Below are 21,164 nucleotides of genomic sequence, written 5' to 3' on the forward strand. Positions count from 1 at the left end.
AAGGAGTTCTTTTATGGATAAAAAAGAATTAGTTCAAAAATTTTTTAAAGGTCGAGCCGTCACTCGACCTCCATTTCTCCCATTGGTAGGTACCTATTTAACAAAAGTAGATCAAGTTTCAATTCCTTCGATATTACAAGATGGTAATACCTTTTATTCGGCATTATTAAATACTCAAAAACTTCTAGGCTACGATGCGATTGTTTTACCAACGGACTCTTCTTTAGAGGCAGAGGCTTTTGGTGGAATTGTAGAATGGAAGGATCAAGAAATGCCTAGTGTAAAAGAAGTGCCAATTACGCAGGAATTATCGTCATCCGATTTTTTAGAAAGGGGTAGAATACCGGTTGTAAAAGAGGTTGTAGAGCGATTGGTAAAGGTTCAAGGAAAAGAAATACCGATTATTGCAACTATAACCGGTCCAGTCACTATTCTTAAAACTCTTTATGGAGAGGTTATTAATTCAGATATAGGTTTAATGAAAAAGCGGGCTGAAGAAATAACACAAGCCATGATAGGACTTTGTAAAGCCTTTGGTGACGCCAAGGTAGACGGAATCCTTATTAATGAAGATTTGTTAGATCCTGCATTATGGGAAGAATGTAAGGGTGTTTATAAACCTTTTTTCAACGTTATTAAATTTTACAATATTTTTGGCATTTTGCGGTTATCTTCTCAGGTTGATGCATTAGAATCAATATATCATTTGCCAGATGTTGTTTTAGGTTCACAGGAATTCATCTCCAATACGGATTCAGTGAAAACAAAAGGTATTGCATTATCAACATCAATTTGGGAAGAAAATTTGGATCTTACTCAGTTAGCTTCATTGTGGAAAGAAAACAAAAAAAGAAGAATGTTTTTATCATCTAGCCATCCACTGGATTTAGAGATAAATTTAAACAACCTTCAGGAAAAAACTACCATGATTTGCAATGAAGAAAATTGGCTTTAACCATATGGGAACTCACCTTAAAAACAGAGGGTGGGTTCTTTGTGTTATATCTAGACTTGGCTATATCGACAAATTTCGGGATGCGACAGACAGTATTCTAAGTCCTGTGTGTTATAATAACTGAAAAATAAAGGGTGTAGGTGACCTCGATGACAGAATTTGCACATGTGTTTCATGGAACTGCTTTTACTAGCCGTTCGCCGAAGGAAGTTGAAGTTTTAAAGGATCATCTTTTTTGTGTAAATGAAGATGGCATGATTGAAAAAGTGGTTAGCCCGGAGCATAGTGAATATCAGCCACTGTTAGAGACATATCAAAATACAAGTAGATATCAACGCTTAGCAAATGGACAGTATTTCTTGCCTGGCTTTATTGATTTGCATGTTCATGCACCACAATGGGCCCAAGCGGGAACCGCACTAGATATCCCACTCTATGAATGGTTGAATACATATACATTTCCCATCGAGGCTAAATTTGAAGATGTGGAATTTGCGAAAAAGGTGTATAACGAGGTGGTTGGAACCCTCCTTGCAAATGGCACTACAACTGCACTTTATTTTGCGACGGTCCATAAAGAAGCGAGCCTCCAGTTAGCTCAAATTTGTGCTGAAAAAGGTCAGCGTGGTTTAGTAGGTAAAGTGGTGATGGATAACCCTGACCAAACGGAGGTTTTTTATCGTGACCGTGATACAAAGACAGCTCTAGCTGAAACGGAAAAATTTATTTTAGCTGTAAAAGAATTAGCAAAATCAACAAAGCAGGGAGTCTATCCAGTGGTTACCCCTCGATTTATCCCAAGCTGTACCGATGAAGCACTAAAAGGCTTAGGGAAACTTGCAGCGAAATACGATACACATATACAGTCGCATTGCAGTGAAAGTGATTGGGAGCATGGTTACGTCAAGGAGCGTTTTGGTAAAAACGATGCATTTGCCCTAAATGATTTCGGGCTTATACGTGAAAAGTCGGTTATGGCGCATTGCAATTTTTTATCTGACAAAGATGCGGATTTATTTGCTGAAAAAGGCACCGCGGTTTGTCATTGCCCCATCTCCAATGCTTATTTTGCCAATAGTGTAATCCCGATTGCGCGTCTTCAATCAAGGGGAGTAGAAATTGGGCTAGGCTCTGATATTTCAGGTGGATTCTCTCCAAGCCTATTTGATAATGTAAAACAAGCTGTCATTTCATCAAGAATGCTAGAAGATGGAGTGAATTCGACACTACCGGCGTATGAACGCGGGGTACCTGATTCAAGAATTACACTTGATGAAGCATTCTATTTTGCAACCGCTGGCGGTGGAGAAAGCTTAAGACTACCAATTGGTCGACTGGCTGAAAATTACGCATGGGATGCGCAAATTATTGACACAACTGTGGAAACTGCCAAGCTTCCACTGTATGATCCTGAAGAAAAGCTACATGACATCTTTCAAAAGATCATTTACCTGACCCGCCCAGAAAACATCCGACAAGTCTGGGTTCAAGGGGAAAAAGTCTGGGACAGAGGTGCAGATTCATAATCCTAACAAGTTTAACATCGACAAGTGGTTGGAGCTTGTCGATGTTTTCTGTATTCACGACTCCCTAATGCACAGTATTTGAAAAATGGAACAAATTACTATAATGTGGAGTTATTAATAATTATTTAACTCTTGGGAGGTAAAACAATGAACATCGTAACACTCGTAGGAAGTTTAAGAAAAAATTCGTTTAATATGCAAGTGGCAAAAACTATGCAGGAACGATACAAAGATAAACTAAACATGCAAATCGCTGATATTGGTGCGTTACCTCATTTTAATCAAGACGATGAATTGGATCCTCCACAGGTCGTAAAAGATTTCAAAACATCGATTGCCAATGCAGATGGTGTCATCATAATTACGCCAGAATACAACTGGTCGGTTCCAGGCGTATTAAAAAATGCCTTGGATTGGACATCTCGCGTAGAGCAAGTATTCATTGGCAAACCGGTCATGACACTTGGTGCAACTCCTGGGATGATGGGAACCATCCGTGCTCAATTGCATTTACGAGATATTTTGGTAGCACCAGGCATCCAAGCGAAAATCCTTCCTCCAGGTGCAAATGAAATATTGATCAATTTTGCAAGTCAAAAGATAGATCAACAATCGGGTCAATTGGTTGATGAATCAACACTTGAGTTCTTGGATAGTAAAGTTGATGCGTTTGTTGATTTTGTGAAAACAGTATAAAACCTCATTCTATTAAGGTGTCAGCCCATAAATGGGAACTGGCACCTCTTTTCAAGTCTTCACATAAGATTCCTTTTCAGCAATATGCTATATTTGGTTTGAATGAATTAAGGATTTTGTCCATTATCTCAGAAACAAAGTGAGAAACTATTTCATTTTACTATATACGAAAGGAGAATATCAGAAAATGAGATTAAGTGTACTTGACCAAGCGCCAATAACGAAAGGAAATTCTCCTGCAGGTGCATTAAAAAAAGCCGAGGAGCTTGCAATCTTGGCAGATGATTTAGGCTATCACCGGATGTGGATGGCTGAACATCATGGGACCGGTTCATATGCAAGCTCAGCTCCTGAGATTTCAGTGGCACATTTGGCAGCAAAAACGAAGCGAATTCGAATCGGAACTGGTGGAGTGATGATGATGCATTACTCACCTTTGAAGCTTGCAGAGGTTTTCAAAACTCTAAGTTCATATTCTCCAGGAAGAATTGATTTTGGAGTCGGCCGTGCACCTGGTGGAGACCAATACGCGATTTATGCTTTATCAGAAGGTCGCCAGCCAATGGTAAATAATATGTACGAGAAATTCGATCTTGCATTACAAATGATGAAAGACGAAGTACCTGACCATCCGCTTTATAAGCATACAATTGCAACACCCTCCCAGGTTGTTTTGCCAGAAGCATGGTTGCTTGGTTCAACCGGAAACAGTGCTGTTATGGCGGGACGAATGGGAGTTGGCTATTCCTTCGCACAGTTTTTCAGCGGGGAAATGACAAAGGATATTTTAGATTTATATAAAGAGGAATTTAAACCAACCGTTTTTATGGAAAAGCCAGAGATTACCGTTTCCTATATGGTAACCGTTGCTGAAACAGAGGAAGAAGCTGAATTTGAGGCATTGCCCCATGACATTGCACGTCTATGGTTAATGAAAGGAAAGCTTGGACAGGTGTTAACACCGGATGAAGCTCAAAACTATCCTTTAACTGAAGTAGAGCGGATAAACATCCAGGAGAACCGGAAAAAGCTACACTTAGTCGGTTCTGCTAAAGCAATTGCTGAAAAACTTCAGCAAGAACAACAAGAGTATGGTTTTGACGAGGCGATGATTTGTAGCATTCCGCATTCACAGGAAAAACGATTGAATGTATATCGACTGTTGGCAAAGGAATTATTATAAAATGAAAGAAGCGCTTGCCCTTAGATCCTATTAATTGGGCAGGCGCTATTTTTTAGTTGCGTTCGATTACTTTAACACCTTTATAAAATACTTTTTTAATTTGATCTACATCTGTGATATCCAAACCCGGAATTCCTTCGGCGACCAGGAAATTGGCTTCAAGTCCTGGTTCCAACCTGCCAAACTGTTTTTCTTTTCCTAGAACTCTCGCTGGGTTGTTTGTGAGTAGGGCGAGGACATCATTTTCGTTGCAATGATCTTTAAGAAGTTTCATAGCTGGTTGGGCTATTAGCATCAATGAATCGGGACCCCTTAAGGAACGATCTTGAAAAGGTAGCCATGGAACATTTGGATAGGGTGGAAGATAAGCATCTGTCGATATCGATACAGGAATCTTTTTTTCTACCAACTTCCCAATTTCCTCCGGGGAGTTCGGTGCAAGATGTGTTCCCCCCATTGGAGTGGCTACGATTTGTATTCCTTTTTCTACAGCTTTATTAATCTGCTTATCCGTAATCCCGTGGGCATGGTGTAAGACATCGAACCCGGCATTAAGTGTCATCTCGATGCCCTTTTCCCCAGCAACATGGCAACCGATTTTTTTACCCGCATCATGATAAATTAAGACAATTTCCTTTAGTTGCTGAGGCGTATATATAATTTCTCCTGCCCGCGGTACAACATCTTCTGTAAAATTAGCCGGGGTAGCGTTGATAAAAACATTTTCGCCAGGATAGTCGCTGTTTTCAGCGATTATTTTTACGAGATTAGAGGAAGATAAATCGCTTTGTGAAACCGCCGTTGTCCCAGTAATAGAAGTATAATGTGCAAGTTCTTCAAAGCCAATTGAGATACTAGTCGTTGAAAACGATATATCCATTGGGAAATCAGTCACAGCATCACGATAATCCTTTACTGAAAAATTGCAAAGTGGATGACCACAAATTTGTTCCCCTAAAGCTGTAATTCCTGAAGACAATGCCTTAAAAAGAATGGCTTTTCCAGCTATAAAATGTGTTTCGGTGGTTACCGGATATAGAGAGGAAGGTGCAAATTCTAGTAAATGTGTGTGGCAATCCACAAGTGATGGTGTAATGACTTCGTTACAACAATCAATTACATCAATCTCGGGGAAAAGATTGTTCAAATTGACCCAGGATCCAACCTCCTTAATAATACCGTCTTGGATCAACATTGCCCCATCTTCAATTGTACCTACATCTGTTACCGTAACAAGTTTATTACCACGTATAATATATTTCATCGACGATCACACCAAAAATGGCGTTAGCCAGTAGCCAAGTATACAGGCTGTAGCAATACGGATAAGGAGTCCGATAACAGCTGCTCCAAGTGTTTCTTTTTCCGTAAGGTCAGAGGTTTCAGCCCAAGTGACAGGCACCTGGCCGAAGATGACAGATAACGGCAATCCAGAATTAGCAAGGACGAAGGAACCAACGATTAATCGTGGATCAATATTTGCGGAGAGATCTGCAAGCTGAGCAACAGCTAATGTCGGTGCAGCAAGAACAGAAACGATTCCTGTTGCGGGTTCAATACTTAGAAATGTAAGGCTTGAAGAAAGGCCGGACTCGATAAAACTCCAAATGCCCGCAAATTTTAAAGCACCGATGAAAAAGAAGACGGCCGCTACTGCAGGGATTATGATTAAGAAGAGTAATTCAGCACCTTCTTTAGCCGAAGCAAAAATGGTGTGCAAGAATCTTGTATTTGGTGTAAAACGAGGCAAATCCGTAAGTTCTACTTTTTTTGTGTCACGATATATCGTTCTTGAAAGTAGGAAAGGAACTACAATAATTGGGACAAAGATTGATAAAATCACTAACGGAAAAGCATTAATTCCAAAAACAGAAAGAGCTATGAGTCCGAGTACAAAGGTTGCGAAGGATTGTGGGGACTGAATCATTGTCGCGACGGCTATTTTTTGTTCAGCCTTGGTCGCGTTTGCTTTTACTAAAATCGGTCCAGAGATTTTTCCAGCTGCATTAATATCTCCAAGGATATTGTAGACACTTGGAATGATGACGGATGGATTGATTTTGAACCACTTCATAATCGGAACAAAAAGTCGGATTAATCCATCCGTAAAACCTAATCTTTCTAGAATTCTTCCAACGATTACACTTACAATAATCGCAATTCCAATTTCACTAGTTAGGAAGATATCTACAACAACAGGTTTGACTTCTTTAATAATGGTGTCGAAAAGCTGTGACATTGAATTTGGAGATAGCAATAAAAGAAGCAGTAACCCAAATACTAAAATAACCCCAATAATTTCCCACAAATGCCAGCTTGCTCTAGATGCTTGTGACATGGACTGTGGTGTTTTATTTTCCTCCATAACGAAACCTCCAGACATCTATTTATCATAATCAGCCTATGCCTAAAGGAGAAAAATGTGCAAGTACGTAGGACGGTGGGACAGGTCCTGTGTACTAGCTTCTTTTTTAGGTGGAGGTTCCAATTTTCGGAATAAGAAACTAATCTCTAATGCATTCTATTAGGGATAAAGAACCTTTGAAAGGGCGTGAATCTTTGAAAGACGAAGAGATTGTAGTGGAAGAACTAAATACTTTGTTAAGAGGCACTTTTATGGGGATTCGTGCTTTTGAACATCATATTCAGAAGCTAGAGGACGTAGAGGTAAAACAAAAATTCCAAGCAATGCAACAGGAGGTCAAGGGGAACGCTCAAAAGCTTGCTGAACGGATACAAGAACTAGACGGCATACCAGCGGATAGCGAAGGTGTTTCGGGGAAAATGCATAGCTTCATGCATAAAGTCATGCTCTCTAATGACAACGAGGAAATTATGAAGGATGCATTAATGGGGATGGAGAAATATGGTGTTGAATTTTCAGAGGAAATTGTCAAAGGAGACCTCGACCCTAAGAGTAAGAAAATAGCTGAAGATGTGATTGATACAAGTCGTAAACATGCAAACGAGATTCGAAAATTAATGCATAAATCATAAAAGAGAATCTGATTGTGCTAGTCCCTGCTTAGGTTTGTGGATACTAAAATGACAGCCTTATAAAGGCTGTCACTTTCTAAGGTTAGTCACTGCTTTAATTGGTTTAATTCATCTATACATTCTTGAACGAGTGTAACAGCCTGACTCATAGCTGCACCACCGCCAAACGCAGCAGTTACACCTACAGTTTCTAGGATTTCCTCCTCAGAACAACCTTGATCTAAGCAGCCCTTTGTGTGGTAGATTATACAATATTCATCCTGCGAATAAAGACTTATACCTAATGCAATCAGTTGTTTTTCCCTCTTTGTTAAAGTCCCTTCCTTAAAGCATTCTTCGGTAAAAGCATTGTATTGTTCAGCTAGTTTTGGCATCTTTTTTGTAAACGTACCGATTCCTGTCTTATAGTGAAGAAGTGCGGCTTCCGTTGAATTTCTTGCTTCAAATTCCATAATGAAGTTCCCTCGATTCTATATTTTTCTATTTAGCCCCTTTTGCATTAGGATCCTTACTATTAGCTCCATAATCTGGTACATGGCTCGCGTGTTTTTCATGGTATCTTGACCCTGAGCCTACTTCACTGTTTCGTTGTTGTTTGTTCTTTTTTTGTTTTGCCATCTCTTTCACCCCTGAATTTTATTTTGGGACAATGGACCTGTCATCCCATCGCTTTTTATTATGTGAAGTATTCTAGTTTTGCATTTGGGAAAAATTTTTCCATGTAAGAGTATAAGTGTTTTTTAATATCTTCTTCTTCGTCTTTTTGGTAAATGTATTTTCCGATACCGTATTTCCCCCACTTATACCTTCTTTTTTCTTCGTCCAATTCTAACTTGGTCATCGGGTAGTTTTTCTCGATGACTCTTTTTGCTGGCTTTGTAAACCGATGTTGAATGAATTCAAAGGTTAAGTCCTTTTTTGCTTCTGGCGGTAGTTCTGCTTCTAAACGCTCAAACATCTTATAGTATCCGTCTTCCCAGCCTTCATGTAGATAAATGGGGGCAACGATAAAACCAAGTGGATATCCGGCTCTCGCGACTTTACCCGCGGCTTCAATTCTCTTTTCTAAAGGAGAAGTCCCTGGCTCGAAGTTTTTTACAATATAATCAGCATTCATACTAAAGCGGAACCTTGTTTTCCCATTATGATTGGCATCCAATAAATGATCAACGTGATGAAACTTTGTCACAAATCTGAGCTTACCTAGCTCTGATCTTCCGAAATGTTCGATTGCCCTTTTAAGAGTGTGCGTCATGTGATCGATTCCAACGATATCTGATGTACATGATGCTTCAAACCTTGTAAATTCGGGGGCACGTTCTTCCATATACTTATCAGCAGCCTCTAAGATTTCCTCGACATTTACATATGTACGTATATAGGGTTTGCTCCCCATGGTCGTTTGCAAATAACAGTAATGACAATGCCCCATGCATCCAGTTGCAAAAGGAATAGCATACTCTGCTGATGGCTTCGAAGTATCAAATTTAAGGGTTTTCCGTATACCAACGACAAGGGTTGATTTTGCAACACGATACTTTTGAAAATCGTTGTCGCCAGGTAAATTTCTTATTTGATTGTGTGATGTCGTATATCGGATTTCTACGTCCATGTTTTCAAACTTTTTGAGAAGTTCTTTTCCTAAAGGATAATCTAATGCGTCTGGCTCGAAATAAACGAGCTTTGGTATGAATGGTGGTCTATCCATTAATCTAATGTCCCTTCTGTAGTATTCCCGTAATAATAGTTATAGGCTTGGTTTGCCTCTTCTTCCGTGGAATAAACTGCGACTTCGTCTGATAATGGGTAATACGTTTCGTATAAAAACAGGGCCAGCTCTTCGGGTCTCTCAGGGTTATTGACAACAGCAGCAGCTTGAATATTGGCTACATCCTGAGTGTGGGGATTTCGATAAAATACATAAACAACATCTCCAGCTTGATACATTTGACATCACCTTTCAATTTATTAAATTATGTAAAGATCCTTTTTACTCATTTTTTCAATTCGTTCAATAAGTTATGTCTACTTGTTTATGGAAAAATGAAGTTCATGTATGTAAAAGCAGTCTTTTGAAAATAATACCAATTATAACTATGATTTTTTGAGGTGAAAAACTGTGATTACATTAAATTCGGTAATTGATGGGAAAAAAGCAAATTTTGGTGCCGTTCGAGATATTTTTGATTCGCATGGATGTAGCTTTTGCAGTAATTTTGAATATGATCAAGGGAAATTTGATGCAGTGTTAAATCGTGAAAATGGGGAAACAATCTATTTACGGGTACCTTTTTTTGTGGTGAAAGGAATGCTTGATCATTCCAGTGCTGAAATTCAATTTGGTACGCCATATGTTATAAAGCATATCGTCAATTTTGGTCTAGATTATGATCAAAATTCTTTTATTACAGGAACAACCGGACTTGATCAATTCCAAGAGCCACTTGATAAGGATGGACATATTTCAGATAAAAGCAGATGGGAACAAGCTGGTGTCGAAGTAGTTGAGCGTATTTACAATTCTATGAGAGAATTAGTATCGTAAAATGGGACGAGTTTTTTCGTCCCGTTTTTATTTGAGTTATTTTAAATAAAATGATGAGCTATCAATCATTTCAACATCATCTCTCGTTTTGATTTCCTCGATTAGTTTAAAGAGAGCTGCGTCTTTTTGCTTTGCTTCGATCATACAGTCGATTTGTGGCACACTTTCTTTTATTTCTTTTAAAAACGTAAAAAACATCTCAACATCTACATAGTCAGCATGATGACGAAAGGCTTCCTGGCTCTTTGGACTTGAAATATGCATTTTGATCGGAAGTGGGGAATGCTTCCACGTCTGTACCACGCGATCCCAATGATATTCCCAATTTGGGTTTTGATGGTGGGCTAAGTGGTGGTGATAATCAAATACAAGTGGAATATTTAATTTTTCGCAAAGGTAAAGAGTATCCTCTAGGGTAAAGGATGTATCATCATTTTCAAGCATCATCATGCTTTGAATTTTTGCGGGGACGTCCATCCAATTAGTAACGAAACGTTCCAGTGAAACTTCGGTTTCTTTATAATTTCCCCCAACGTGCATGACACAGCGATGAATAGGCTCGATCCCCATTGCCTTCAATAAGAGATAGTGGAGCTTCAAAGTACGTATTGAGTTTTTTAAAATTTCTAATTGAGGAGAATTAATCAGTACAAAATGATCGGGATGAAAATCAATCCGAATGCCATGTTCCTTCGCAAAATCCCCAATTTCACATAGACTCGATTTTAACGGTTTGAGATAATTCCAATCGAGAAGATCCTCATGATTGGCTAACGGAATCAGCCGGGAGGTGAGTCGGTAGAAATGAATGTCAGATGCTGCATTATGCTTTAAAAGTCTTAGGGTATTGTGTAGATTTGTTTGGGCGATCCGCTCCAATTTGTGAATCGCAGCTTCACGGTCTTCTATTTTTTGAAATTGAGCAAACGTCATTGTTTTTGAGGGAGAAGCATTTTTCAGTTCTGTACTCATTGCCACATATCCAAGGCGGACTATTGTCACAGTTGTTCACCTCACCCTTAATAATCTTATCAGGGACAGTTACTGCCCCTGGAGTCCCTACCACTCAACGGTTGAACTAGATATTCGTTTTACCCCTCTGATGGAAGATATATCTTCTACAAGCTTGTTCATAGCTAAGTTTTTTTGTTTGGCTTCAATCATGATGTCAAAGTCCTGATTGAGAGCTTTCGCCATTTGTAAAAAAGGCATAATAAAGTCTAAGGACACAAAATCAGCATGTGAACGGTAGGCTTTTTCTGATTTCGGCGATGAAATATGGACTTTGGGTACTGTTGTTTTGTCGTTCCATGTTTGAAAAATACGCTCCAAATAGGGGGGGAGTTCGACTCCTTCTTTGTTCGCCATATGGTGGTGATAATCTAGAATCATTGGGATGTTTTCTTTTTCACAGGCAAGCAGTGTTTCCTCCACATTGTAAGTCTTATCATCATTTTCAAGTGTCATTTGTTTCTTGATTTCTTTTGGCAGTCCTTTGAGGTTTTGATGGAACCTCACCAATGATTTTTCTTTATCTCCATAGGCTCCACCAATATGTATGTTCAGAATTCCTTTTTCAAGCGAATTAAGAGCTTTTAGCATCTTGTAGTGAAATTCCATGTCGATGATCGCATTTTTCGTGACTTCATCCCTTGGGCTTGTGAAAAGGGTGAACTGATTGGGATGGAAGCTAACCCTCATTTTATAATGATTGATTAGTTGTCCGAGTTCATCCCATTCTTCCTTAAAGGGAGTAATAAAATCCCACATCACTTCAGGATGAGTGGCTAAGGGTACAAGTGAGCTTGAAAGCCGATACAGCTCAATTTCGTGTGCAATATTATAATGCAGAATCCTTTTTGTATGAAGTAAATTCTGTGCGGTAACGAATTTCAGCTTTTCCAATCGTTCATCTTTGGGAAGTGCTGCGTACCGTGTAAACGTTAATGATTTTGAAGGGCTTGCATCCCACAATCCCAATGCATTTGCAACATAACCAAATCGAATTTTCATCTTAACCCTCTTTTGGCACGGAGATATCGTTCCATTTTTATATTTGTCGTAGGGCAATGAATCTATCCCACTTACCCACAATTTTGTTATATTTAATTTAAGGAGAATATGATGTTATTATGCGGACTGTTTTATTTTTATGGGGGAGTGATGGGGATCGATAGGTATATGAGGTATTTTGTGATGTTGGCTTTGGTGGGGAGTTTAGTGTTGAGTTTTACGTTATTATCGAAGATGAATCAGCTTGAGCAACAGGTGGAATATCTTACAACTTCTCAACAAGACGTTTCGTACAGAATAGATAATCAAGCAAGTCAGGTGTACAATGCGCTTGAGGAATTTAAAAATGACCAGAGTTGGATTAGCAGAATTACAATGAATATCGATACAAAAGATTTAAAAGATGACCAGGTGAATGCAACTTTCAATTGGCAGGTAAAGGAGTTACAAAATGATTCAGAGGTCGTGTTTCATTATTCCTATGGTAGGGGTGAGGAGTACACGGCTATCCCTGCAAAAGAATTGCAAAATGGTCTTTTTCAAGTAATAGTCCCATTTGAATTTGAAAAAGAACCACAATGGCAGGTTGGAAATATTAGTTCAGACTCCTATCGAAGTGAAGCAGTGTCAGAAACAGAGGCAATAGATGGAAGGATTCAAGACTCAATAAACTTTTATGTAACTGTTTCTTATGAAGACTTGGTGAAGAGTAGTGAAATTCAAAATGAATATTTAGAGGACTGGAAAGCACGTTATTATGGAGTGATCCAGACAGATGTTCACATTTACAACTCTAAATTAGATATTACACTTATTAATTATCAAAGTGATGAAAAATCGTCTTACGTAGAAAAGGCATTCCTCCAAAAATATAAAGGAAATACATTAACTGATGAAGAAGAGCTAAAAATGATGGAAGAATTCCCAGTAGAAGAATACAGCGAACATTTCTTCTACCTCAATCAGGTCGAACAAAAAGAAAATATCAGATATGTAATTAAGGTTGTCTATAGCAATGGGGACACTTTCGAAAAAGAAATCTATTAGTGGGGCCAGAGAGACAGTGAACTTTCCATCTTTTCACCTTGATGGAACAATGTACGCTGTCTCTCCGAACCCTAAACAATAAAGAAAACAATAATAGACAAGGCAACCGAGGTGAACAGCATTGCGATAAGCGGTCGTAAAGCCTTTGTCAGTAATTCTTTTAAACTAACATTTAGCCCAAGTCCGACCATTGCTGCAGTTAAAAGCCATGTTGTCAAGTTGAATAGGGCTTCCATTACATTTTCGGGTACAGGAATAGAATGGCCCAAAACATAGCTTCCTAGAATGCTTAAAAGAATAAATCCTACTAGAAACCAAGGGAATTCCATTTTGGTTCCCGAAGCTTCCCTATTTTTGTACTTCATCATTCCGATTAGAATAAAGCAAAGTGGGATTAGTAAAAAGACTCGTCCTAACTTTGCCAACATCCCGATGGCAATTGCGTCGTCACCAGCAGGTGCTGTTGCTAGTGCCACATGGGCAACCTCGTGAAGGCTCGTTCCTGACCACATCCCATATTGAAGAGCGTCTAATGGTAAAAATGGACGGAGAATGATATAAATGATTGAAAAAAGGGTCCCCATTAATGCGATAATGCCAACGCTAATGGCGGTGTCCTCGTCTTTTGATTTAATAATTGGTGCAACCGCGGCGATTGCAGCCGCACCACACACACCAGTTCCAACCCCGAGTAATAGAGAAATTTTTTTATCAGCTTTGAATAGTTTTGCAAGTCCAATCGTTGTTAAAATGGCAAAAATGATAACCCCTGCATCACGGAGTAAGAGCCAGATACCGTCTTCAAGGACAACTGCTATGTTTAATTTTAGACCGTATAAAATAATAGCTGCTCGGAGTAAACGTTTTGAAGAAAATGCAATTCCAGTTTTGATGGTTTCAGGATACCCGAATATTTGTCGATATACAACTGCAAAGAGAATCGCACATGCCATTTGCCCAACATGATTGAATCCGGGAACCATTGCTAACAGGTATCCGAAAAAAGCGATAAGAAATGTAAAAGCTACACCAGCGCTCCATATCGCTATTTTGGGTAAAGTATGTTGTGGGTTGTATCGCTCTAATTCCATTAAAAGCACCTCCTTCTTTTACTATAGAAGGGTTAACTGTATAAGGAAAATAATTATATCTAATTATCATGATAAGCAAAATGTTATAATAAAAAAATAAGGAGGGATGAAAAAGTGGACCAACAACTACAGGTTTTTATATCGGTTGTAGAAAATAAGAATTTCTCACGTGCAGCAGATAAATTACATATGACCCAACCGGCGGTTAGCCAATATATCCGTACCTTTGAAGATAATCTGGGGGTCCGCCTTCTTGACCGAACAAATAAATATGTCCGGGTCACGAAGGCTGGCGAAATTGTCTACCATCATGCAAAAGAGATTGTAGCATTGTACACCAGAATGGGAAGTTTGCTAGATGATTTAACAAACCAAGTAAAAGGTCCACTCACGATCGGTGCAAGCTATACTTATGGTGAATATGTTCTTCCGCACGTAATTGCAAAAATGAAAAAACAATACCCTGACATCCAGCCTACGGTCACGATTGGCAACACTGAAAAAATAGCAGAATTGGTAGGAAATCATCAATTAGATGTCGGTATAATTGAAGGGCAGATAAAAAAGGATAACCAAATGGGAATCCAGGATTTTGCCGAGGATCATATGGTGTTTATAGTCTCAACTAAACACCCGTTGAGTCTACAAAATGTCAAAGTAACAAAGGAAGAATTAGATAACCAGACCTGGATTTTACGTGAGGAAGGCTCCGGTACAAGAGAAGCAGGAGAAAATGTATTTAACCAACTACAGATTTCTCCCAAAAATATTATGACATTCGGAAGCACTCAAGCAATCAAAGAAGCCGTGGAGGCAGGTTTAGGAATCAGCTTTTTATCAAAGCTCGTCGTTCAAAAGGAATTAAAACAAGGCACCCTGAAAATTGTGGAACTTCCGGGACTTCCATTTACAAGGAAATTCTCAATCATCACAAACTCTCCATTCCAAACTAAAGCTCTCAAAGAATTTATTGCACTTCTAAGGAGCCAGAGGGACGGTTCTATTAGTTCCTTTGGGGACTTCTGAAAAATTATAAGGGTAACACCAAAGGAAGCGGTAGTTTGCGCCAATTTGGAAAAAGAACCGTTCAAGTGAAACTGAAACGTAACTATTGGGGACTACAAGAACCGTCCCCGTGGTCCATGAGAGGAGAGGACAGCCATGCCATTAGAGATTGTTCGAAATGATATTACTCAAATGAAGGTTGATGCGGTTGTAAATGCTGCGAATACAAAGCTGATGATGGGTGGTGGGGTGTGCGGAGCGATTTTTCGAGCTGCAGGCTCTGAAGAACTCCAAGCTGCATGTGATGAAATTGGTAGCTGCGCGGTCGGAAATGCAGTGATTACCGAAGCTTTTAAGTTGCCTTCAAAATACATCATACATACCCCTGGCCCGGTTTGGAAGGGCGGTTCAAAGAATGAAGCTAACCATTTACAAGACTCCTACTATCATTCTTTAGAGCTAGCGAAGCTCCATAAATGCAAGTCAATTGCCTTTCCGCTCATTTCAACTGGAATCTTTGGTTATCCGAAAGAGGAAGCCCTGCAAATCGCGGTTTCTACGATTAGCTCTTTTTTAATGGAACACGAAATGCTTGTCTATCTTGTTGTCTTTGACAAAGCTTCCTTTGGTGTTAGCAAGAAGTTATTTACTTCGATTCATCAATATATCGACGAACATTATGTAGATGAATTCGAAACGACATTCAGTCGATTCAGAAACATAGAAGTATATCAATCTGAACCTATACAGGACGCGCAGGAGGAACTGTACGAAATTGTAGAAAGCCACGAGGTCAATAACAATTTAGTCGATCTAGTCAACCAGTTAGATGAATCATTTACTGAGAGACTTTTCCGGTTAATAGATGAACGAGAAATGAGCGATGTAGAGACTTATAAAAGAGCAAATATAGATCGTCGGTTATTTTCAAAGATCCGCAATGAAGCGGGCTATACCCCTAAAAAGAAAACGGCGATTGCTTTTGCAATTGCATTACAATTAAACGTCGATGAAACGATTCATTTATTATCTGCTGCTGGATACATCTTGACCCATAGCAGTAAATTTGATGTAATCATTGAATTTTTTATCAATCAAGCGAATTACAATATTCATGAAATCAATGAAGCCTTATTTATGTTCGATCAGCCGCTATTAGGTGCTTAAAAATGTCGCTTTTGAAGCGACCTATTCTTTGTTTAATCTTGTTATCCTAAGTTTGTAAATAAAAACGAACGGAGGATAACAAGATGAAAACAGAATTAGTGTTTATTTTAGATAAAAGCGGGTCAATGTCTGGGCTTGAAGCCGACACGATTGGTGGCTTCAATTCAATGCTTAAGAAACAAAAGAAGGCAGAAGGAGAAGCTTATGTCACCACTGTTTTATTCAATCACCATTATGAACTTCTGCATGATCGAATTAATGTAAAGGGGATTTCCCCAATTACCGAGGAGGAGTACGAGGTAAGCGGAACGACTGCATTATTAGATGCGATCGGTTTTACGATTCAAAAAATAAACAAAGTTCAAAAACATACGAGCAAAGAAGAAAGAGCAGAAAAAGTTCTTTTCGTAATTACAACAGATGGTATGGAAAATGCAAGCTGTGAATTTACAGGAGAAAAAATCAAAAAAATGGTGCAACACCAAAAAGAAAAATACGACTGGGAATTCATGTTTTTAGGCGCGAATATTGATGCAGTTTCAACCGCTGCTGAATTTGGAATAGATGAGGACTTCGCGGTTGACTTCCACGCTGACGAAAAAGGTACACTATTAAACTATCAAATGGTCAGTGAGGCTGTCACAAATCTGCGCAGTGGAAAGAAAATTGACCGAAGCTGGAAGGAAGAAATCGAGCGGGACTATAATCGACGGTCAAAAAAGTAAGAACAATTTTAGGAGGGTTTTATGGAGATAGTAAAAGCTACCGTTAAAGAAATAAATGTACTTACGAAACTTGGGTTACTGTTATGGCCGGATAATGTTGAAAGTGTACTAACAAGTGAGTTTTCTGAATTAATTCATGACAAAGATGCCGTATTATATTTAGTTAAAGAAGAGAATGAAACATTTGGTTTTGCCCAATGTCAGCTACGCACGGACTATGTTGAGGGTACGGAGAGTAGTCCAGTAGGATATCTTGAAGGAATTTATGTTAAAGAAGAATATAGGAGAAAAGGTGTGGCTAAACAGCTATTATCTGCATGTGAAAAATGGGCAAAGAATAAAGGCTGTAGTGAATTTGCAAGCGACATTGAACTTGAAAATGGGGAAAGCCTAAGTTTTCATCTGAAAAATGGGTTTCAAGAAGCAAATCGAATTATTTGTTTAACTAAAAAACTATAAAAAAATAGGCCTGTTCCCGTAATTAAATTCGAGAACAGGCGCATCACACTAATTTTTCTGTTTCCAAAGTAGCATTGGATCTTCTTGTCCTTCTGCTAATTTTATTTGTGTCATTTCGAGAGACCGATCCTCTCGCTTCTTTTTTAATTCATCATAAATAAAGGTTGATTTCCCTAGTCCTACGGCTACAGCATCCTCTACGGACTGGCAATAATACACCTTTTCGATCCCTGCAAAATACATCGCAGTCAAACACATTGAGCAAGGCTCGCCGCTTGCATACATTGTGTAGCCAGATAATTCATTCGTTTGGAATTTTTCCTGTGCTCTTCGTATCGCAAGCAATTCGGCATGTCCGCTAACATCATGTTTTTTATGTAATTCATTTACGCCTTCAGAAATAATCTCGTTGTCCTTTACGAGAACGGCACCAAATGGCTGTCCACCTTCTTTAACATTTTGTAATGCTAGTTCAACCGCTTTTTTCATGAATTGATCCAATTTCATTCCTCCAAGTCCTTTTCTATCTATTGTATTAAATCATGTCGTATTTACAAGGACTTTGATTTTTCGGTCAGAATACCTAACAAAAAGATATCCGAGAAAGAAGGTGAAAAAGCTTAAAACAGAATCAAACACCGTATGCTCAGTTTTTACAACGCCAACATATTTCAGTATGATATCATAAGCGATATAACAAACAATGATAAAATAAAACCAACCATTTTTTGCACGAACAATACTCAAATAGGCAAGTACAATTGCAAAAAAAAGACCAGTTATCGATGTGATCGCAGAACTACCACGATGTAATTGCTCAATCCATTCCACGTGATAAGATCTCATGTTAAAAACGGCATGGAGCAGAAAATGTAAAGGTATAAAAATACCATAAAAAGATAAAAGCAATGTTCCAAAGTGAATCCATTTCTTTTTTACATGAATCCACCAAATTCTTGCTACAGGAAAATAAATGATTAAACCAGCAACCGTATACCAGGGGTTCCACCAATTGGCTGTAAAAATCCCCCATTTCGTAAAAAGTAATTCTATTAATGCAAAAAATAATGCCAACGGGATGCTCCAGTACCACCTACACCTCAAAATGACAAAAAGGGCTGCAAAAGCTGGAAGTACAAGACCGTTAACCATTGCACCTAAATGTGAGTCTAATTCATTAGTTAACACATCAATTTTATAAACATATGCCTTAGCCCAAACATAGATGAAGTAATCGAATAAAAGGGTAACTCCTGTAACGGTAAAATACATAATAAAAATCCGAAACGATTTCGTTTTCCAAATTGCAATACCTAAAATGATGAGTCCTAAAAGAAATAGAATTAGATAAGCAGAAACTCCAAGCACTTAAGAAATACCTCCGCTTTGTTTATAGGTATTTATAGGTATTTTTACCTATTTTTCTAAATTCAATACTGATATAAAGCTTAAAACACCGTAACTATGTATTTTATGTTAACATTTAAAATGGAAACATCTTGCTAAAAAAGTAAGAATATAGGGATTTTTTGGGGAGGAAGTAATGAAAACCTGGATCTGGATTACTGTTTTTGTGATTTTAATAGGTGCATCTATTGGACTTATGTTTAGTGTTTACAATATGTTCGATAACAAAAATGCTCAAAAAGCTGTTTCTTCATCAAAGCAAGATGCTAATAAGGTGGATGAGTTTAAGGAGCAGACGAAAAAGATTGGTGGAGTGACATATGATCTGAATTTGAGTCAAACACCGGAAGAGAGAGAAGTCATAGATGTAATGCATCATATGACCCATCAAAAGGTGAAAGCCGACGAAAAATGGGGCGCAAAACCAATGATTTCTGAAACCGTTAATGAAATTTATGATATTATTTCAAAAAGTAATTTTGCTAGAAAAGAAGATCTTTTGGAAATTGCAGAACGTTGGAAGAATGGAGATTTCAGTCAAGTTGATAGTGATCATAATTATTTTTGGAGCCTTCAAAACGGAACGATTGGTAAAGCATACGGCATAATGAACGAAGCAGAAGAAAGAAGATTTATTTTAAATAATTTTGGGGAAGATTTTTTACCTGATTAAAAAAGGATAGTTCAATGCGAACTATCCTTTACGTCTTCTCCAATTTTATCGAGAAGGGAAATCGTATTAACAAGATGGTTATTAAAAATTCGCTTTGCCACCGAAAGAAGCTCAACAATCATTGGATCTCTGAGAGAGTAAATAACACGATTGCCATCCTTTGTTCCATACACTATATTCTTGGCACGTAGCACAGTTAGTTGCTGGGATACGGCTGACCCTTCGCTACCGATTAGGGTTTGAATTTCATTGACGTTTTTATCACCCTCGGCTAATAGCTCCAAGATCCGAATCCGTAATGGATGTGCAAGAGCTTTAAAAAAGTCAGCCTTAAATTGCTGCATTTCTAGATTCACTACTTTACCTCACTTTCTTTCTACATTAACTTAGGGGAACACTTCTATTATTAACCACTTTTTCCTCGACTCCTGAGAGAGCCTGACACTCTTTAAATGCAAAATGCCTACAACCCAAACATTTATTGTGATTAATCTGGGTAAGTGCATAATCAATGGCATCACCAGTATGTTCAAAAAAGTTTTCTTCCCTAATTAGCTCATATAATCCGGTTTTATGAAGAACGTTTTTAGGCTGTGGTTGAATTCCCGAAATTAACACAATGCCATTCTTTGAAAAATCCTTAACAATACTAGCTAATCGCGCTTCTCCTGTTGTATCCATAAACGGAACCCTGCTTAACCGCAAGAGAAGTACTTTTGGCTTGTAATTGATTGATTTAATAATTTGTTGTTCAAAAGTCTGTGCAGCTCCGAAAAATAAGGGTCCTTCGACATTATAAATACTGATTTGCGGACAATCATGAGAATCCGTCACAATACGGGTATCCATTTTTTCATGTTTTATTTCCGGGTTCGGTAATGCTTTTTCAGTCACTATTATATCACTCATTCGTTTAGTAAAAAGAACAACCGCTAAAATTAGTCCAACCAGGACCGCAACCGTTAAATTCATAAAGACTGTTAATAAAAAGGTAACAAGCAACACAAGCGAGTCCTCGGTTTTTGTTTTTAAAACATGATAAAAAACACGACGCTCACTCATGTTCCAAGCAACAAGCATAATAATCGGAGCCATGCTTGCTAACGGAATTTTTGAAGCATATGGAGCAAATAAGAGTAGGACAAGCAGAACAACAATTCCATGAATGACACCGGAAAAAGGCGACACAGCCCCTGTTTTAATATTGGTTGCGGTTCTAGCAATCGCTCCAGTTGCGGGTATTCCACCAAACAAAGGAGTAACCATATTTGCAAGGCCTTGACCGACTAATTCTCGGTTGCTATTATGCTTGCTGTTTGTCATTCCGTCAGCGACAACGGCCGAAAGAAGCGATTCAATTGCTCCTAACATCGCAATCACAAATGCTGGTTGAATCAGTTGTTTAATCCGCTCAAAGGTTATTTCGGGAAATTGAAAGCTTGGTAGTTTACTAGGAATATCTCCAAATGTTGAGCCAATTGTCGCCACCTGGGTAGGATAAAAGATAGTCGCAATTCCTGTTGAAATAAGTAGGGCAATTAAAGAACCAGGGACTTTTGGGAAAAATTTTGGTGTTAACAAAAGGACAACTAAACAAATAGAGGCTGTTAAAATACTAAAAATATTAATCTCACTAACATGGAAAATGATTTCTTTCATGTTATCAAAAAATAAT

25 protein-coding genes are annotated in these 21,164 nt (G+C 38.4%); 12 read left to right on the top strand and 13 right to left on the bottom strand.

The window, feature by feature from the left end; all coding sequences use genetic code 11:
• The first annotated feature begins 13 nt into the window (after positions 1-13).
• From V7147_RS06850 to V7147_RS06865, 4 genes are all read left to right on the top strand, one after another.
• Entirely contained in the window at positions 14-955 is a 942-nt protein-coding gene (locus V7147_RS06850) for a uroporphyrinogen decarboxylase family protein (protein ID WP_335367110.1), read from the top strand.
• Positions 956-1,104: 149 nt separating this feature from the next.
• On the top strand, positions 1,105-2,481 hold the full coding sequence (guaD, locus tag V7147_RS06855; RefSeq protein WP_335367111.1) for a guanine deaminase: 1,377 nt from the start codon (positions 1,105-1,107) through the stop codon (positions 2,479-2,481).
• Between the two features lie 147 nt (positions 2,482-2,628).
• A complete protein-coding gene (locus V7147_RS06860) occupies positions 2,629-3,177 on the top strand; it encodes an NADPH-dependent FMN reductase (RefSeq protein ID WP_335367112.1) in 549 nt (182 codons plus the stop codon).
• 187 nt (positions 3,178-3,364) lie between these two features.
• The gene (locus tag V7147_RS06865) at positions 3,365-4,360 is read left to right on the top strand and encodes an MsnO8 family LLM class oxidoreductase (protein WP_335367113.1); all 996 of its coding nucleotides are present in this window, start codon (positions 3,365-3,367) and stop codon (positions 4,358-4,360) included.
• 52 nt (positions 4,361-4,412) lie between these two features.
• On the opposite strand, the gene V7147_RS06870 is transcribed toward V7147_RS06865, so the two are convergent.
• Together V7147_RS06870 and V7147_RS06875 are read right to left on the bottom strand one after the other, a co-directional pair.
• Positions 4,413-5,624, bottom strand: a complete 1,212-nt coding sequence (locus tag V7147_RS06870; protein WP_335367114.1) for an amidohydrolase family protein — start codon at positions 5,622-5,624, stop codon at positions 4,413-4,415.
• A 6-nt stretch (positions 5,625-5,630) separates the two neighbouring features.
• Entirely contained in the window at positions 5,631-6,725 is a 1,095-nt protein-coding gene (locus tag V7147_RS06875; RefSeq protein WP_335367115.1) for a hypothetical protein, read from the bottom strand.
• Positions 6,726-6,919: 194 nt separating this feature from the next.
• Between V7147_RS06875 and V7147_RS06880 the strand changes: the two genes are divergently transcribed.
• Positions 6,920-7,357, top strand: coding sequence for a DUF2383 domain-containing protein (locus tag V7147_RS06880; RefSeq protein ID WP_335367116.1), 438 nt, complete (start codon positions 6,920-6,922; stop codon positions 7,355-7,357).
• 86 nt (positions 7,358-7,443) lie between these two features.
• Here V7147_RS06880 and V7147_RS06885 read toward each other — a convergent pair whose 3' ends face one another.
• The 4 genes from V7147_RS06885 to V7147_RS06900 are packed head-to-tail and all read right to left on the bottom strand — an operon-like array spanning position 7,444 to position 9,304.
• Positions 7,444-7,809 carry a carboxymuconolactone decarboxylase family protein gene (locus V7147_RS06885; RefSeq protein WP_335367117.1) on the bottom strand — a complete coding sequence of 122 codons (366 nt, stop codon included), beginning with the start codon at positions 7,807-7,809 and terminating at the stop codon, positions 7,444-7,446.
• Between the two features lie 28 nt (positions 7,810-7,837).
• Positions 7,838-7,975: a hypothetical protein gene (locus V7147_RS06890; protein ID WP_335367118.1), complete on the bottom strand. Its 138-nt coding sequence runs from the start codon at positions 7,973-7,975 to the stop codon at positions 7,838-7,840.
• A 58-nt stretch (positions 7,976-8,033) separates the two neighbouring features.
• Positions 8,034-9,065: a spore photoproduct lyase gene (gene splB, locus V7147_RS06895; protein ID WP_335367119.1), complete on the bottom strand. Its 1,032-nt coding sequence runs from the start codon at positions 9,063-9,065 to the stop codon at positions 8,034-8,036.
• Positions 9,065-9,304, bottom strand: coding sequence for a transcriptional regulator SplA domain-containing protein (locus tag V7147_RS06900; RefSeq protein ID WP_335367120.1), 240 nt, complete (start codon positions 9,302-9,304; stop codon positions 9,065-9,067). Before V7147_RS06900 ends, splB begins: the two co-directional genes overlap by 1 nt.
• Before the next feature lie 172 nt (positions 9,305-9,476).
• On the opposite strand from V7147_RS06900, the gene V7147_RS06905 reads away from it, so the two are divergent.
• Complete coding sequence (locus tag V7147_RS06905; protein WP_335367121.1) at positions 9,477-9,902, top strand: YugN family protein; 426 nt, start codon at positions 9,477-9,479, stop codon at positions 9,900-9,902.
• 36 nt (positions 9,903-9,938) lie between these two features.
• Here the strand turns inward: V7147_RS06905 and uvsE (V7147_RS06910) are convergent, their stop codons facing one another.
• Complete coding sequence (uvsE, locus tag V7147_RS06910) at positions 9,939-10,904, bottom strand: UV DNA damage repair endonuclease UvsE (protein WP_335367122.1); 966 nt, start codon at positions 10,902-10,904, stop codon at positions 9,939-9,941.
• Between the two features lie 57 nt (positions 10,905-10,961).
• Positions 10,962-11,915, bottom strand: a complete 954-nt coding sequence (gene uvsE / locus V7147_RS06915) for a UV DNA damage repair endonuclease UvsE (protein ID WP_335367123.1) — start codon at positions 11,913-11,915, stop codon at positions 10,962-10,964.
• A gap of 210 nt (positions 11,916-12,125) precedes the next feature.
• Here uvsE (V7147_RS06915) and V7147_RS06920 point away from each other — a divergent pair, with 210 nt between their 5' ends.
• Complete coding sequence (locus V7147_RS06920) at positions 12,126-12,962, top strand: hypothetical protein (RefSeq protein WP_335367124.1); 837 nt, start codon at positions 12,126-12,128, stop codon at positions 12,960-12,962.
• A 71-nt stretch (positions 12,963-13,033) separates the two neighbouring features.
• On the opposite strand, the gene V7147_RS06925 is transcribed toward V7147_RS06920, so the two are convergent.
• Positions 13,034-14,053: a YeiH family protein gene (locus tag V7147_RS06925; RefSeq protein WP_335367125.1), complete on the bottom strand. Its 1,020-nt coding sequence runs from the start codon at positions 14,051-14,053 to the stop codon at positions 13,034-13,036.
• 114 nt (positions 14,054-14,167) lie between these two features.
• On the opposite strand from V7147_RS06925, the gene V7147_RS06930 reads away from it, so the two are divergent.
• The 4 genes from V7147_RS06930 to aac(6') all read left to right on the top strand — a co-directional run bounded on the left by V7147_RS06930 (position 14,168) and on the right by aac(6') (position 17,409).
• Entirely contained in the window at positions 14,168-15,079 is a 912-nt protein-coding gene (locus V7147_RS06930; RefSeq protein WP_335367126.1) for a LysR family transcriptional regulator, read from the top strand.
• A 135-nt stretch (positions 15,080-15,214) separates the two neighbouring features.
• The gene (locus tag V7147_RS06935; RefSeq protein ID WP_335367127.1) at positions 15,215-16,225 is read left to right on the top strand and encodes a macro domain-containing protein; all 1,011 of its coding nucleotides are present in this window, start codon (positions 15,215-15,217) and stop codon (positions 16,223-16,225) included.
• Between the two features lie 83 nt (positions 16,226-16,308).
• On the top strand, positions 16,309-16,950 hold the full coding sequence (locus V7147_RS06940) for a vWA domain-containing protein (RefSeq protein WP_335367128.1): 642 nt from the start codon (positions 16,309-16,311) through the stop codon (positions 16,948-16,950).
• 21 nt (positions 16,951-16,971) lie between these two features.
• The gene (gene aac(6'), locus V7147_RS06945) at positions 16,972-17,409 is read left to right on the top strand and encodes an aminoglycoside 6'-N-acetyltransferase (RefSeq protein ID WP_335367129.1); all 438 of its coding nucleotides are present in this window, start codon (positions 16,972-16,974) and stop codon (positions 17,407-17,409) included.
• A 48-nt stretch (positions 17,410-17,457) separates the two neighbouring features.
• On the opposite strand, the gene V7147_RS06950 is transcribed toward aac(6'), so the two are convergent.
• Entirely contained in the window at positions 17,458-17,910 is a 453-nt protein-coding gene (locus V7147_RS06950) for a nucleoside deaminase (RefSeq protein ID WP_335367130.1), read from the bottom strand.
• Positions 17,911-17,949: 39 nt separating this feature from the next.
• Positions 17,950-18,777, bottom strand: coding sequence for a hypothetical protein (locus tag V7147_RS06955; protein ID WP_335367131.1), 828 nt, complete (start codon positions 18,775-18,777; stop codon positions 17,950-17,952).
• Between the two features lie 175 nt (positions 18,778-18,952).
• On the opposite strand from V7147_RS06955, the gene V7147_RS06960 reads away from it, so the two are divergent.
• The gene (locus tag V7147_RS06960; protein ID WP_335367132.1) at positions 18,953-19,489 is read left to right on the top strand and encodes a DUF6241 domain-containing protein; all 537 of its coding nucleotides are present in this window, start codon (positions 18,953-18,955) and stop codon (positions 19,487-19,489) included.
• 11 nt (positions 19,490-19,500) lie between these two features.
• Here the strand turns inward: V7147_RS06960 and V7147_RS06965 are convergent, their stop codons facing one another.
• A complete protein-coding gene (locus V7147_RS06965) occupies positions 19,501-19,845 on the bottom strand; it encodes an ArsR/SmtB family transcription factor (RefSeq protein ID WP_335367133.1) in 345 nt (114 codons plus the stop codon).
• A gap of 25 nt (positions 19,846-19,870) precedes the next feature.
• Positions 19,871-21,164 (bottom strand): SulP family inorganic anion transporter (locus V7147_RS06970; protein ID WP_335367134.1); only part of this gene is annotated, 1,294 nt, incomplete at its 5' end.

Origin of the sequence: Bacillus sp. JJ1521, assembly GCF_036965165.1 — a bacterium.
GTDB lineage: Bacteria > Bacillota > Bacilli > Bacillales > Bacillaceae_L > Ferdinandcohnia.

Bases quoted from the DNA above. Each gene is read 5' to 3' on its own strand.
- V7147_RS06850 (WP_335367110.1), top strand. From the start codon at position 14: ATGGATAAAAAAGAATTAGTTCAAAAATTTTTTAAAGGTCGAGCCGTC.
- guaD (WP_335367111.1), top strand. From the start codon at position 1,105: ATGACAGAATTTGCACATGTGTTTCATGGAACTGCTTTTACTAGCCGT.
- V7147_RS06860 (WP_335367112.1), top strand. From the start codon at position 2,629: ATGAACATCGTAACACTCGTAGGAAGTTTAAGAAAAAATTCGTTTAAT.
- V7147_RS06865 (WP_335367113.1), top strand. From the start codon at position 3,365: ATGAGATTAAGTGTACTTGACCAAGCGCCAATAACGAAAGGAAATTCT.
- V7147_RS06870 (WP_335367114.1), bottom strand. From the start codon at position 5,624: ATGAAATATATTATACGTGGTAATAAACTTGTTACGGTAACAGATGTA.
- V7147_RS06875 (WP_335367115.1), bottom strand. From the start codon at position 6,725: ATGGAGGAAAATAAAACACCACAGTCCATGTCACAAGCATCTAGAGCA.
- V7147_RS06885 (WP_335367117.1), bottom strand. From the start codon at position 7,809: ATGGAATTTGAAGCAAGAAATTCAACGGAAGCCGCACTTCTTCACTAT.
- V7147_RS06890 (WP_335367118.1), bottom strand. From the start codon at position 7,975: ATGGCAAAACAAAAAAAGAACAAACAACAACGAAACAGTGAAGTAGGC.
- splB (WP_335367119.1), bottom strand. From the start codon at position 9,065: ATGGATAGACCACCATTCATACCAAAGCTCGTTTATTTCGAGCCAGAC.
- V7147_RS06900 (WP_335367120.1), bottom strand. From the start codon at position 9,304: ATGTATCAAGCTGGAGATGTTGTTTATGTATTTTATCGAAATCCCCAC.
- uvsE (WP_335367123.1), bottom strand. From the start codon at position 11,915: ATGAAAATTCGATTTGGTTATGTTGCAAATGCATTGGGATTGTGGGAT.
- V7147_RS06925 (WP_335367125.1), bottom strand. From the start codon at position 14,053: ATGGAATTAGAGCGATACAACCCACAACATACTTTACCCAAAATAGCG.
- V7147_RS06935 (WP_335367127.1), top strand. From the start codon at position 15,215: ATGCCATTAGAGATTGTTCGAAATGATATTACTCAAATGAAGGTTGAT.
- V7147_RS06940 (WP_335367128.1), top strand. From the start codon at position 16,309: ATGAAAACAGAATTAGTGTTTATTTTAGATAAAAGCGGGTCAATGTCT.
- V7147_RS06960 (WP_335367132.1), top strand. From the start codon at position 18,953: ATGAAAACCTGGATCTGGATTACTGTTTTTGTGATTTTAATAGGTGCA.